We start from the raw sequence: 12264 nt of genomic DNA, 5'->3' as shown, positions 1-12264 counted from the left end.
GACGGCTGCTCCCAGGCGGCTTCGGTGATGACCGCCTGCGGAACATGGCCACCGCGATGCAAAAAGGCCGAGCAGAGGTGGTCGCCTTCGATCCATACCTCGCCGAGCTTGCGGTACGCGCCAGGGTCGGCTGCCAGCTTGCGCAGCCGCACCAGCAGAGGGTTGTCGCGTGAACTGATCGCCTTGACCGTGGCCAACTCAGCCGCCCCCCAGCGCCTCACGCACCGGGCCGAAAGAGCGACGGTGCTGCGAGCAGGCACCGTGCTCGCGCAAGGCCGCCAGGTGCTCGGGTGTCGGGTAACCCTTGTGCCCATCGAATCCGTACAGCGGATGTTGCTCGTGCAAGGCCAAGCAAAGGCGGTCGCGGTAGACCTTGGCGAGGATGGACGCCGCAGAGATCGCCTTCACCTTGGCGTCACCCTTCACGATGGCTTCAGCCGCGATCTTCAGCACCGGCAGGCGGTTGCCATCGACCAGCACCTTGCCTGGTTTCAGGCGCAAGCCCTCCACCGCACGGCGCATGGCCAGCATGGTGGCTTGCAGGATGTTGAGCGAATCGATCTCTTCCACCGAGGCTTCGGCGACGGCGCAGCACAAGGCCTTGGCGCGGATCTCGTCGTAAAGCCGTTCGCGCTGGGCGGGCGACAACTTCTTGGAGTCTTTCAAGCCCTTGATCGGCTTCAGATCGTCGAGGATCACTGCCGCGGCCACCACCGGCCCCGCAAGCGGGCCGCGGCCGGCCTCGTCAACGCCGGCGATCAAACCGATGGCATCGAAGTGCAGGCCCAGTTGCTCAGGCGTTGAGGATTTTCTCGATGGCATCGGTGGCAGCTTGGGCGGTGTTGCAGCGCAGTTGCTGGTGCAGGGTGTGGAAACGTTCGCCAAGGGCGGCGCAGGCCTCGCGATTGTCCAACCAGTTGAATGCGGCCTGCGCCAGTTTTTTCGGCGAAGCGTTTTCCTGCAGCAGCTCGGGCACCGCAAACTCGCCCAGCAGGATGTTGGGCAAGCCCACCCACGGCTGGTAAGCCATGCGTTTCATCAGCTGCCAACTGAGCCAGTTCATCGAATAGGCGATGACCATGGGGCGTTTGAACAGAGCAGCCTCCAGCGTGGCGGTGCCGCTCGCAATCAGTGTCACGTCGCAGGCGGCGAGCGCTTCGTGCGACTGGCCGTTGAGCAGAGTGACCTGCGCCGTTGGGGCATGCTGGGCCAGCATCGGCTCGACCAGGGCCCGCAGGCCTGGCACCACCGGCAAGATGAAACGCAGGCTGGGCCGCTCACGTTTCATCAGCTCGGCCGCAGCCAACAGCCGAGGCGCGATGTACTCGATCTCGGAGCGCCGGCTGCCGGGCAACAAGGCCACCACCTGCACATCGGCCGCGAGGCCCAGTTTCTGGCGGCTCGCCTCACGCGGCACCTCCAGCGGAATGGCATCGGCCAACGGGTGGCCAACGTAGCTGGCCGCAATGCCGTGCTTCGCATAGATCGCCGGCTCGAACGGGAAGATGCACAACACATGGTCGGCCGCCGCACGGATCTTCTCGATGCGCTTGCCGCGCCAGGCCCAGATCGACGGGCTGATGAAATGGATGGTCTTGAGGCCTTGCGCCTTGAGGCGCGTTTCCAGGCCGAGGTTGAAGTCGGGGGCGTCCACACCGATGAAGGCGTCGGGCCGCTCGCGCAGCAAACGATCCCCCAGCTGATTGCGGATGCCCAGCAGCTCGCGGTAATGGCGCAGCACCTCCACATAACCACGCACGGCCAGCTTCTCGTGCGGCCACCAGGCGTTGAACCCGTGGGCAGCCATCTTGGGGCCGCCGATGCCGAATGAACTCAGCTCAGGCCAGCGCGTTTTCAAGCCACCGAGCAGCAGGCCCGCCAGCAGATCGCCAGAGGCCTCGCCGGCCACCATCGCCAGGCGAGGGGCGGCCGTCACCTCACTCATCTCCGCACCATGCCGCTCAGCGCACCAGACCGCGGGTCGAGGCGGCGAGGAAGTCCTGTATGGTCTGGATGTCTTCGTCGGCGCCCTGGCCGCGCAAGGACTCGATCTCGGTCTTGGCCTGCTCCAGCGTCAGGCTGTTGCGAAAGATCAGCTTGTGCATCTGCCGGATGGCACGCTGCCGCTCTTCGCTGAAACCGCGGCGCTTCAGCCCGGTGAGGTTGACCGCCCGTACGGCGAGCGGGCTGCCATCGGCGGTCATGAACGGTGCCACGTCTTGGGCCACGTGCCCCTGGAAGCCGATCATCGCGTGCGCCCCAACGTGCACGAACTGGTGCACGCCCGTCAGGCCGCCGATCACGGCCCAATCGCCGACGTGCACATGGCCGGCCAGCGTGGCGTTGTTGGCCAGCACGGTATGGCTGCCCAGTTGCACGTCGTGCGCAATGTGCACGTAGGCCATGATCCAGTTGTCGCTGCCGATGCGGGTGACGCCCTGCTCCTTGAAGGTGCCGGTGTTGAAGGTGCAGAACTCGCGGATGGTGTTGCGGTCACCGATCACCAGCTCGGTCACCTCGCCGGCGTGCGACATGTCTTGCGGCATGGCACCGATCGAGTTGAACTGATAGATGCGGTTGTCGCGGCCGATCGTCGTGCGGCCTTCGATCACACAATGTGCGCCGATGGTCGTGCCCTCGCCCACCCGCACCTGCGGGCCGATCACGGCATAGGGGCCCACGCTCACCGAATCGGCGAGTTCGGCCTGGGGGTCGACGATGGCGGTCGGGTGGATGCTGGCCATGCTGCGAGCCTCGTGGGTCAGGCAATTCGGCGCATCGTGCAGGTCAGTTCGGCCTCGACGGCCAACTCTTCACCGACGAGGGCACGCGCCTTGAACTTGCACACACCCGCCTTCATGCGCTCGAGCGTGACGTCGAGCGTGAGCTGGTCGCCCGGCTCCACCGGCCGCTTGAAGCGCGCCGCATCGATCCCGGCGAAATAGAACACCGTCTGGTCGTCGAGGGTGATCCCGAGCGTCTCGATGGCGAGGATGGCCGCCGCCTGCGCCAGCGCTTCGAGCATCAGCACACCCGGCATCACCGGGCGGTGCGGGAAGTGACCGTTGAAATACGGCTCGTTGATGCTGACGTTTTTCAACGCCTTGATGTATTTGTTCTTCTCGAGCGAGATCACACGATCCACCAGCAAGATGGGATAGCGGTGCGGCAACTTCTTGAGAATCTGGTGGATGTCCATCATGGTCAGGTCGTCTTCTTTTCAAGGGCCCGCAGGCGCTCTCGCAGTGCGTGCAAGTTGCGCAGCGTGGCCGCATTTTTTTCCCAAGAGGCATTGTCGTCGATGGGGAACACGCCGCTGTAGGTGCCGGCTTGGTGAATCGAGCGCGTGACCACGCTGGCGGCCGAGATGTTCACCCCGTCGGCCAGCTTCAGGTGCCCCAGCACGATCGCACCCCCACCCAGGAAACAACGCGAGCCGATGACGGCGCTGCCTGCCACACCCACACACCCGGCCATCGCGGTATGGGCGCCCACACGCACGTTGTGGCCGATTTGCACGAGGTTGTCGAGCTTGACGCCGTCTTCAAGCACGGTGTCTTCCAGCGCGCCACGGTCGATGCAGGTGTTGGCGCCGATCTCGACGTCGTTGCCGATGTGCACGCCACCCAGCTGCTCGATCTTCACGGCGCCCTCGGCGCTGGGCGCAAACCCGAAGCCGTCGGCACCGATCACGACGCCGCTGTGCACGATGCCGCGCTCGCCGATGTGGCAACCGTAGCCGAGCGTCACACGCGCCGAGAGTCGGGTGGCTTTGCCGATGCTGGCGCCTCGCCCGACAAATGACTGGGCGCCGATCACCGCGCCATCACCGATGAGCACATCGGCTTCGATCACGGCAAAGGGGCCAATGCTGGCGTTTGCAGCGATGGAGGCACTCGGGTCCACCACGGCGCTGGGGTGCACCCCCACTGCAGCGGGCGGGCGAGTACGCGCGGCCCACCACTGAGTGAGGCGCGCAAAACCGAGGTAGGCATCCGGCACCACCAACGCTGCGCCACGCGCCGCAGCGACCTCTCGCATCGCGGGGCCCACGATCACGCAGCCTGCCTGCGACGAAGCCAGCTGCGCTTGGTATTTGGGGTTGGCGAGAAACGAGATGGTCGAAGGTGTTGCGCCTTCGAGCGGGCCGATGCGGGTGATGAGCAGACCCGGGTCACCGATCAGTTCACCACCCAGGTGGGCAGCGATGTCACCCAGTGTGGCCTCGGCCACCGGTCACTTTCCGCCCTGGGCGTTGAGGGCGTCGATCACCTTCTTGGTGATGTCGATGCGAGGGCTGGCAAAGATGACTTCTTGCACGATCAGGTCGTATTTTTCCTGGTCGGCGATCTGCTTGATGATCTTGTTGGCGCGGTCCACCAGCGAAGCCAGCTCTTCATTGCGACGCTGGTTCAGGTCTTCCTGGTATTCGCGGCGTTTGCGCTGGAGTTCGCGGTCTTGATCGACCAGCTCGCGCTGGCGGCGCACCCGCTCTGATTCACCCAGCGTGGGGCCTTCCTTGTCCAGCTTGTCGGCCGCGCTCTTGAGCCGTGTACCCAGCTCGGTGAGTTCTTTGTCGCGCTTGCCGAACTCGGCTTCGATCTTGGTGTACGCGGCGCGAGCCGGCAGCGCATCACGCAACACCTTGTCGCTGTTGACGTAGCCGATCTTCAGTTCCTGAGCCTGTGCGCTCCACCCTGCCAAGGCCAGGCAGGTGGCGAGCACCATGGACTTGATTAATGAGCTGTTCATTAGAACGCGGTCCCGATCTGGAATTGCAGACGTTGAATTCTATCTGTTGAGACAAACCGGATCGGCTTGCCATAGCTGAGCTTCAAGGGGCCCACCGGCGACACCCAGCTCAGGCCCAGGCCCGCTGAAACACGCAGCGGATCGGCATAGTTCGGCGTCTGATCGCCCCACACATTGCCGGCGTCCATGTAGGCAAAGATGCGCAAGGTACGGTCGTTGCCGGCGCCGGGCACAGGCAGGTACAACTCGCTGTTCACGTTGAGCCGCTTGGTACCCCCCGTGTAACCGCCGAGGGCGTCCACGGGACCGAGCGTGCCTTGGTCAAAGGCGCGCACGGTGCCGAGGCCTCCACCGTAGAAGTTCTTGAAGATCGGGTAAGGGCGACCCAGCAAACCCCTGCCCAGCCCCACTTCGGCATTCACGGCAAAGGTGTACTTCTTGGTCAGCGGCCAGTACTGTTGGTACTGCAGGTTGGTGCGCAGGTAGCGTGTGTCGCCGGCAGCGCCCCACTCCACGTTGACACGCTGGTAGCGGCCTTCGTTGGGCACCAGGGCGCTGTCGCGGCCATCACGGGTCCAGCCCATGGTGATGGGCACCGAGCTGCTCTTGGCACCGAAGGTTTCTTTCTGGATGAAATAGTTGTTCGGCAGGCCCGACGTCGCACCGCGAATTTCGGTGCGCTCGAAGCCCACACCGAAGAACACCGTGTCGTATTCGCTGAACGGTACGCCGAATCGAACCGACGCACCCGGCGTCACCAGCTCGTACTCTTCGCCCTGGCTGTTGATGGGCTTCTGCGTGCGGTAGAAGACGTCGAATGCACGCGAGATGCCGTCGATGGTGAAGTAGGGGTCGACGGCGCTCACCACCAGGGTGCGAGCCGACTTGCTGGTGTTGATGTCGATGCCGAGGTAGTTGCCGGTACCGAACACGTTGTCTTGCCGCACCGAGGCCGACAGCGCGAGTTTGTCGGCGCTCGAAAAACCGGCACCCAGCGAAAGGTTGCCCGTGGGGCGCTCGACCACCGTCATCGTCAGGTCGACCTGGTCTTGGGCGCCCGGAACCTCGTTGGTCTCGATGTTCACTTCCTTGAAGTACCCGAGGCGGTCAACACGATCACGCGACAGCTTGATTCGCTGGCCGTCGTACCACGACGACTCGAACTGGCGAAACTCTCGGCGCACGACTTCGTCTCGGGTGCGACTGTTGCCGGCCACGTTGATGCGGCGCACGTAGACCCGGCGTGCTGGGTCGGCCACCAAGGCCACCACCACCTGGCCGGTGGCACGGTCGATCTCGGGGCGTGCCTCGACGCGGGCAAACGCATAACCATAGGTGCCGAAGCGGTCGGTGAAGGCCTTGGTGGTTTCGGCCACCGACTCTGCGCGGTAGGCCTCGCCGGGACGGATCGTCACCAGGCGCTTGAAGTCTTCGTCCTTGCCGAGGTAATCGCCTTCGAGTTTGACCCCGGTGACGGTGTACGGCTGGCCCTCGTTGATGGTCACCGTGATGCTGATGTCTTGCTTATCAGCTGAGATGGCCACCTGCGTCGACTCGACCGAAAACTCGAGGTAGCCCCGGTTCAGGTAATACGCGCGCAGCCCCTCCAGGTCGGCGGTGAGCTTGGAGCGCGAGTAGCGGTCGGCCTTGGTGTACCAGTTGAGCCAGCCACCGTCGTTGAGGTCGAACAGACCCTTGAGCGTGCTCTCCGAGAAGGCCTTGTTGCCCTGGATGCGGATCTCGCCGATGTGAGATGCGCCACCCTCGGTGATGGTGAAGGTGACGTTGACGCGGTTGCGCTCTTGCGGCGTGACCGTGGTCACCACTTCTGCGGCGTACAGGCTGCGCGTGAGGTATTGGCGCTTGAGTTCCTGCTCGGCGCGGTCGGCCAGGGCCTTGTCGAAGGGCAGACCTTCGCCGATGCCGAAATCCTTGAGCGACTTGACGAGCACATCCTTGTCGAACTCCTTCAGGCCGACAAAGTCGATGTTCGCGATCACCGAACGTTCGTCGACGATCACCACCACCACATCGCCATCGACCTCGACGCGAACGTCTTTGAACAGGCCCGTGGCAAACAGCGCGCGCAAGGCGGCGGCGCCCTTCTCATCGTTGTAGGTGTCGCCGATGCGAAACGGCAGCGAGGCGAAAACCGTGCCCGCATCAGAGCGCTGCAGGCCCTCGACTCGGATGTCCTTGAGGACGAAGGGCGTCACGGCCCAAGCAGAACCAGCGTGCAAGGCCGCAGCAAGCGCGATCGAAAAGACGGTCGGGCGCAGGAAAGAAGAGCGGGTGCGAGACGAGACAGGGAGAGTGCGCATGCAGTTTTTATTGCAGGCCCAGGAGGCGGGCCACATCGTTGTAGAGAGCGAGCGACGTCATCATGAGCATGATGGCGACTCCGCCACGCTGCAGCCGCTCAAGCCACGCATCTGACGGGGGCTGCCCTGTCACCGCTTCGAAAAGATAATACATCAGGTGCCCACCATCGAGGACGGGCAGCGGCAGCAGGTTGAGCACCCCCAGACCGACGCTGACCACGGCCAGAAAACCGAGGTAGTAGGCCAGGCCCAGGCGCACCGATTGGCCCGCGTAGTCGGCGATCGTCAAGGGTCCGCTGAGGTTCTTGAGCGAGGCCTCGCCGATCAACATGCGACCCAGCATGCGCAGGGTAAGGGTCGAGACCTCCCAGGTGCGCGACACGGCGTGCGAAAAACCTTCCCATGGGCCGTATTGAACGGTCACCATCTCCGGCGGCTTGCCAAGCGCCACATCGAGACGCCCGATTTGTTTGTCGCCCTCGGTCACGACGCTGGGTTGCACGCCGAGGTCGAGCAATCGCCCTTCGCGTTCCACTTGCCACAGCATGGGGGTCTGCGCCGCACGCCCCGCGCTCTCGCGGATCAAGCTGCGCAACTGCTCGCTGTCAGTCACCGGCGCGCCGTCAATGCTGCGCACCACATCACCATCACGCAGGCCGGCCTTGGCGCCGGCGCCACCGGGCATCACACGGGCGAGCACCGCGGTGTCGCCGCTGTAGGGAGCGCCCAGGCCGATGCTGCGCATGAGCTTGGCGTCGATGTCCTTGGCGCCCAGCGTATCGAGCTCCAGCACGGCGGCTCGTTGGCCGCGCCCCACACCGTCGCTGACCATCAGGTGCAGCCGCTGGCCCTGCAACACCGCCTGGGTGACTTCCCAGCGCAAGTCGGTCATCGAACGAACGTCTTGCCACTGCGCACCGTCCATCGAATATGCGCGCACCCAGTCGCCTGCCCGCAGCCCGGCGCGCTCGGCCAGGCTGGCCGCCACGGGCGCACCGAAACGGGCTTTGGGCTCATCCACACCAATCCAATGCGCCGCCGCGTACAACAGAACGGCGAGCAGCAGGTTGGCCACAGGACCCGCCGCCACCACCGACGCGCGCTGCCACAAGGGCTTGCGGTTGAACGCCATCGACACCTCGTGGGGCGCCACCGGGCCCTCACGCTCGTCGAGCATGCGCACGTAGCCGCCCAAGGGGAGCGCTGACAACACGAACTCGGTGCTGTCGGGCGTGGCCTGGCGGCGCCAGATCACCTTGCCGAACCCCACCGAGAAGCGCAAAACCTTGACACCGCAAGCCACCGCCACGCGGTAGTGGCCGTACTCGTGGATGACGATGAGCACGCCCAGCGTCACGATGAAAGCCAGGACGGTGATCATGTCGATCGCAGCCCGGTCACCAGCTGCTCGGCCGCACGGCGCGCTTGCGCATCGAGTTCGAGCAATCCACCGACCGAACGGCAGGCGTCTGCAGTTGGAGTGACGGTGTCGAGCGTGCGCGCATTGACGTTGTGAATCTGATCGAAGCGGATGGTTCCCGACAGAAACGCCGCCACCGCCACTTCGTTGGCAGCGTTCAACACAGCGGTGCTGCCTTCAGTTCCACGCAAGGTGTCCCAGGCCAGTTGAAGGCCCGGGTAGCGCGTCATGTCGGCCGGCTCGAAATGCAGGCTGGCGAGGCGGGTGAAATCAAGCGCCGACGCTCCCGACTCGATGCGCTCGGGGAACGACAAGCCGTAGGCAATGGGTACCCGCATGTCGGGTGTGCCCAGTTGGGCCAGTACCGAGTTATCTCGGCACACCACCATCGAATGAATGATGCTTTGCGGGTGAATGACCACGCAAATCTGCTCGGGCGTGAGGTCAAACAGCCAGCGCGCTTCAATGACTTCGAGCGCCTTGTTCATCATCGTGGCCGAGTCGACCGAGATCTTGCGACCCATCACCCAGTTGGGGTGGGCGCAAGCCTCGTCGGGCGTCACGCTGGCCAGGCTGGCGGGGTCGCGCTGGCGAAACGGCCCACCCGACGCGGTGAGCACGATGTGGTCGATACGCTCGCTCCAGGTGCTGCGATCTTCGGGCAGGCACTGAAAGATGGCCGAGTGTTCACTGTCGATTGGCAGCAGCGTCGCCCCGCCCTCGCGCACGGCCTGCATGAACAGCGCACCACCAACCACCAGCGCTTCCTTGTTAGCGAGCAGCAGCCGCTTGCCAGCCCGGGCCGCAGCCATGCAGGGCTCGAGGCCGGCCGCACCGACGATGGACGCCATCACGGCATCCACCTCAGGATGGGCTGCGATCAAGGAGAGCGCCTGCGCACCCTCCATCACCTCAGTGCGCACGCCGGCCGCGCGCAAGCCTTCGCGCAACAACTTTGCCTGCGCGGGCTGCGGCATCACGGCAAAGCGCGGCTTCCATTGCACACACTGGGCCAGCAAGGTGTCGACGCGGCTGTGTGCGCTCAACGCGAACACCTCGTAGCGATCACGGTGGCGCGACATCACGTCGAGCGTGTTCGCGCCCACGCTGCCGGTCGAACCGAGGATGCAAACGCGCTGGCGTGTGAAGGTGGTGTGAGCCATGGCCGTTAAAGTGTGCTCAAGGCCATCGCGATGGGGAACACGGGCAGGAGCGCGTCCACCCGGTCGAGCACGCCACCGTGGCCGGGCAGCAGGCCGCTGCTGTCTTTGGCACCGGCGCTGCGCTTGACCAGCGATTCGACAAGATCGCCGACGATGCTCATGGCACTGAGAAACACCAGAATCAACACCAGCCCGGCCACATCAAAACGATTCAGCAACACGGTGAACACGCTGGCCGAATCGACCTGCGCCAAGTTCCAGTGCTTGTCTGCCCAGATCCACGCGAGGGCCAGCAGCTGCACGCCCAACATGCCGCTCCAGGCGCCTTCCCAGCTCTTGCCGGGGCTGATGGCCAAGGCCAGCTTGCGGCGCCCGAAGGCCTTGCCACCGAAGTAGGCCGCGATGTCAGCCACCCAGACCAGGCAGAAGACCGAGAGGATGAAATTGATGCCCGTGACCTTGGCGCTGGACAGCGCCAGCCAGGCCGTCCAGATCGCTGCGGCGCCCAACAGCCAACGCGCTGCGCGGGGCACGGTGTGCCACGCACCCGGGCCGACCTTCAGTGCCAGCGCGCCACCCAGCACCCAGACACCGAACGCCACCCACCAGGCGATGCTCGGCCCGACGCGCACCCAGCCGGCCCACATCGCGAGGCCACAAGCGGCGGCGACCAGCAAGCCCATCACCACGGCAACGGTGCCCGACGCCGAATTGAGCCGCCCCCATTCCCAGGCGGCAGCCCCCGCCATCAACAACATCAACAATGCAAACGGCCAGGCCATCGGCGCAAACAGCGCCGGCAGCAGAAAAGCCAGCATCACGAGCGCGGTGATGACCCGTTGTTTGAGCATGCTCAGGCCTTCGCGGTCAGCCGCTGGTCGGCGGACGACACCAGCCCGAAGCGGCGGTCGCGACGGGCGTAGTCAGCCAGTGCCTCATCGAGCTGCTTCTCGCCGAAGTCGGGCCACAGGCAGTCGCTGAAGACCAGTTCGGAGTACGCGGCTTGCCACAGAAGGAAGTTGCTGATGCGCACCTCGCCGCCGGTGCGAATGAAAAGATCGGGGTCGGGTGCAAAGTTCATCGCCATGAAGCGCGACAGCGTGGCCTCGTCGAGCGATGCGGCCGACACGCCGGCCTCGATCGCTTGACGGCAGGCCTGCACCACGTCCCAACGGCCTCCGTAGTTGAAAGCCACCGACAGGTTGATGCGGCTGTTGTGCTGGGTCGAGCGTTCGGCCTCGTCAAGCGCGGCACGCACACGGTCTGACACTTGCGACAAGTCGCCGACGATGCGCACCCGCACACCCTCACCGACCATCTTGGTGAGGTACTTCGACACCGTCACCAGCACCAGACCCATCAGGCCCGACACCTCTTCGGTAGGCCGCTTCCAGTTCTCAGACGAGAACGCAAACACCGTGACGTATTCGATGCCCCGGTCGGCGCAGGCCCGCACCGTTCGCATGAGCGCATCGACACCCTGCTTGTGGCCGAAGAAGCGCGGCATGAAGCGCTTCTTGGCCCAGCGGCCGTTGCCATCCATGACGATGGCCACATGGCGCGGAATGCGGTTGGCGGAGTCCACGAACGGCGGTCAGCTCAGCGGCGGGAAAGTGGGAAATCGCGACCGCATCAGACGGCCATGATCTCCGCTTCCTTGGCCGAGATCAGGCGGTCGATTTCAGCGATCACGCGGTCGGTGAGTTTTTGCACCTCATCGAGCGAGCGGCGCTCGTCGTCTTCGGTGATTTCCTTGTCCTTCAGCAGCTTCTTGGCCTGGTCGTTGCCGTCGCGGCGCAGGTTGCGCACGGCAATCTTGGCGTCTTCACCGGCGTTGCGAACGATTTTGGCCAGGTCGCGGCGGCGCTCTTCGCTCAGCGCGGGCATCGGCACACGCAGCAGGTCACCTTGTGTCGCGGGGTTGAGGCCGAGGTCGGACTCGCGAATGGCCTTTTCGATTTTTTGGCCCATGCCCATTTCCCAGGGCTGGACGCTGATGGTGCGCGCGTCGAGCAGTGTCACGTTGGCCACCTGGCTGATGGGCACCATCGAGCCGTAGTAATCGACCTGCACCTGGTCGAGGATGCCGGGGTGGGCTCGGCCGGTACGAATCTTCTGCAATTCGCCTTTGAACGACTCGATCGACTTGGCCATCTTGGTTTCGGCCGTCTTGCGGATGTCTGCAATGCTCATGTTGCTGCTCTCCAGAGATCAAACGTGGACAAGCGTGCCCTCGTCCTCGCCCATCACCACGCGTTTCAGTGCGCCTTCCTTGAAGATGCTGAACACCTTGATCGGCAGTTTCTGGTCGCGGCACAACGCAAAGGCGGTCGCATCCAGCACCTGCAGGTTGCGGGCGATGGCTTCATCAAAGCTCACCCGCGTGTAGCGAGTGGCCGTCGGGTCTTTCTTGGGGTCGGCGGTGTAGACACCATCGACCTTGGTGGCCTTGAGCACGATCTCGGCACCGATTTCGGCGCCGCGCAGCGCAGCCGCCGTGTCGGTGGTGAAGAAGGGGTTGCCGGTGCCGGCCGCAAACACCACCACCTTGCCCTCTTCGAGGTATTGCAAGGCCTTCGGGCGCACATAGGGCTCGACCACCTGCTCG

Annotated in this window: 13 protein-coding genes and 1 pseudogene; all 14 read right to left on the bottom strand. The window is 64.5% G+C overall.

Translation table 11 applies throughout. The features are described 5' to 3' along the window. Positions 1-197, bottom strand: a pseudogene (locus tag RMO40_RS08635) (TrmH family RNA methyltransferase); the annotation flags it as partial. Between the two features lies 1 nt (position 198). Further along, complete coding sequence (gene rnhB, locus RMO40_RS08630; protein WP_309719130.1) at positions 199-822, bottom strand: ribonuclease HII; 624 nt, start codon at positions 820-822, stop codon at positions 199-201. Further along, on the bottom strand, positions 794-1945 hold the full coding sequence (lpxB, locus tag RMO40_RS08625) for a lipid-A-disaccharide synthase (protein WP_309719127.1): 1152 nt from the start codon (positions 1943-1945) through the stop codon (positions 794-796). Before lpxB ends, rnhB begins: the two co-directional genes overlap by 29 nt. Before the next feature lie 16 nt (positions 1946-1961). Continuing rightward, positions 1962-2744, bottom strand: a complete 783-nt coding sequence (gene lpxA, locus RMO40_RS08620; RefSeq protein ID WP_309719124.1) for an acyl-ACP--UDP-N-acetylglucosamine O-acyltransferase — start codon at positions 2742-2744, stop codon at positions 1962-1964. 17 nt (positions 2745-2761) lie between these two features. Continuing rightward, the gene (fabZ, locus tag RMO40_RS08615; protein ID WP_309719121.1) at positions 2762-3202 is read right to left on the bottom strand and encodes a 3-hydroxyacyl-ACP dehydratase FabZ; all 441 of its coding nucleotides are present in this window, start codon (positions 3200-3202) and stop codon (positions 2762-2764) included. 2 nt (positions 3203-3204) lie between these two features. Further along, positions 3205-4233: a UDP-3-O-(3-hydroxymyristoyl)glucosamine N-acyltransferase gene (gene lpxD / locus RMO40_RS08610; protein ID WP_309719120.1), complete on the bottom strand. Its 1029-nt coding sequence runs from the start codon at positions 4231-4233 to the stop codon at positions 3205-3207. 3 nt (positions 4234-4236) lie between these two features. Continuing rightward, entirely contained in the window at positions 4237-4752 is a 516-nt protein-coding gene (locus RMO40_RS08605) for an OmpH/Skp family outer membrane protein (protein ID WP_489660130.1), read from the bottom strand. Beyond that, positions 4752-7073, bottom strand: a complete 2322-nt coding sequence (bamA, locus tag RMO40_RS08600) for an outer membrane protein assembly factor BamA (protein ID WP_309719117.1) — start codon at positions 7071-7073, stop codon at positions 4752-4754. The genes RMO40_RS08605 and bamA overlap by 1 nt, the downstream gene beginning before the upstream one ends. Positions 7074-7080: 7 nt before the next feature. After that, a complete protein-coding gene (rseP, locus tag RMO40_RS08595; protein WP_309719114.1) occupies positions 7081-8454 on the bottom strand; it encodes an RIP metalloprotease RseP in 1374 nt (457 codons plus the stop codon). Continuing rightward, positions 8451-9656 carry a 1-deoxy-D-xylulose-5-phosphate reductoisomerase gene (gene ispC, locus RMO40_RS08590; protein WP_309719111.1) on the bottom strand — a complete coding sequence of 402 codons (1206 nt, stop codon included), beginning with the start codon at positions 9654-9656 and terminating at the stop codon, positions 8451-8453. The genes rseP and ispC overlap by 4 nt, the downstream gene beginning before the upstream one ends. A 5-nt stretch (positions 9657-9661) precedes the next feature. Further along, complete coding sequence (locus RMO40_RS08585; protein WP_309719108.1) at positions 9662-10507, bottom strand: phosphatidate cytidylyltransferase; 846 nt, start codon at positions 10505-10507, stop codon at positions 9662-9664. Positions 10508-10509: 2 nt separating this feature from the next. Then, positions 10510-11241 carry a polyprenyl diphosphate synthase gene (gene uppS / locus RMO40_RS08580; RefSeq protein ID WP_309719105.1) on the bottom strand — a complete coding sequence of 244 codons (732 nt, stop codon included), beginning with the start codon at positions 11239-11241 and terminating at the stop codon, positions 10510-10512. A 47-nt stretch (positions 11242-11288) separates the two neighbouring features. Further along, complete coding sequence (gene frr, locus RMO40_RS08575; RefSeq protein ID WP_309719103.1) at positions 11289-11849, bottom strand: ribosome recycling factor; 561 nt, start codon at positions 11847-11849, stop codon at positions 11289-11291. Positions 11850-11867: 18 nt separating this feature from the next. Next, positions 11868-12264, bottom strand: a 397-nt coding sequence (locus RMO40_RS08570) for a uridine monophosphate kinase (RefSeq protein ID WP_489660129.1), incomplete at its 5' end; no start/stop codon positions are given.

Source organism: Rhizobacter sp. (assembly GCF_031412075.1).
In the GTDB taxonomy this organism is placed as follows: Bacteria; Pseudomonadota; Gammaproteobacteria; order Burkholderiales; family Burkholderiaceae_C; genus Rhizobacter.
This window is presented reverse-complemented; position numbering and strand designations above follow the sequence as displayed.

Bases quoted from the DNA above. Each gene is read 5' to 3' on its own strand.
- RMO40_RS08585 (WP_309719108.1), bottom strand. From the start codon at position 10,507: ATGCTCAAACAACGGGTCATCACCGCGCTCGTGATGCTGGCTTTTCTG.
- fabZ (WP_309719121.1), bottom strand. From the start codon at position 3,202: ATGATGGACATCCACCAGATTCTCAAGAAGTTGCCGCACCGCTATCCC.
- frr (WP_309719103.1), bottom strand. From the start codon at position 11,849: ATGAGCATTGCAGACATCCGCAAGACGGCCGAAACCAAGATGGCCAAG.
- rseP (WP_309719114.1), bottom strand. From the start codon at position 8,454: ATGATCACCGTCCTGGCTTTCATCGTGACGCTGGGCGTGCTCATCGTC.
- rnhB (WP_309719130.1), bottom strand. From the start codon at position 822: ATGCCATCGAGAAAATCCTCAACGCCTGAGCAACTGGGCCTGCACTTC.
- ispC (WP_309719111.1), bottom strand. From the start codon at position 9,656: ATGGCTCACACCACCTTCACACGCCAGCGCGTTTGCATCCTCGGTTCG.
- RMO40_RS08605 (WP_489660130.1), bottom strand. From the start codon at position 4,752: ATGAACAGCTCATTAATCAAGTCCATGGTGCTCGCCACCTGCCTGGCC.
- lpxB (WP_309719127.1), bottom strand. From the start codon at position 1,945: ATGAGTGAGGTGACGGCCGCCCCTCGCCTGGCGATGGTGGCCGGCGAG.
- bamA (WP_309719117.1), bottom strand. From the start codon at position 7,073: ATGCGCACTCTCCCTGTCTCGTCTCGCACCCGCTCTTCTTTCCTGCGC.
- lpxA (WP_309719124.1), bottom strand. From the start codon at position 2,744: ATGGCCAGCATCCACCCGACCGCCATCGTCGACCCCCAGGCCGAACTC.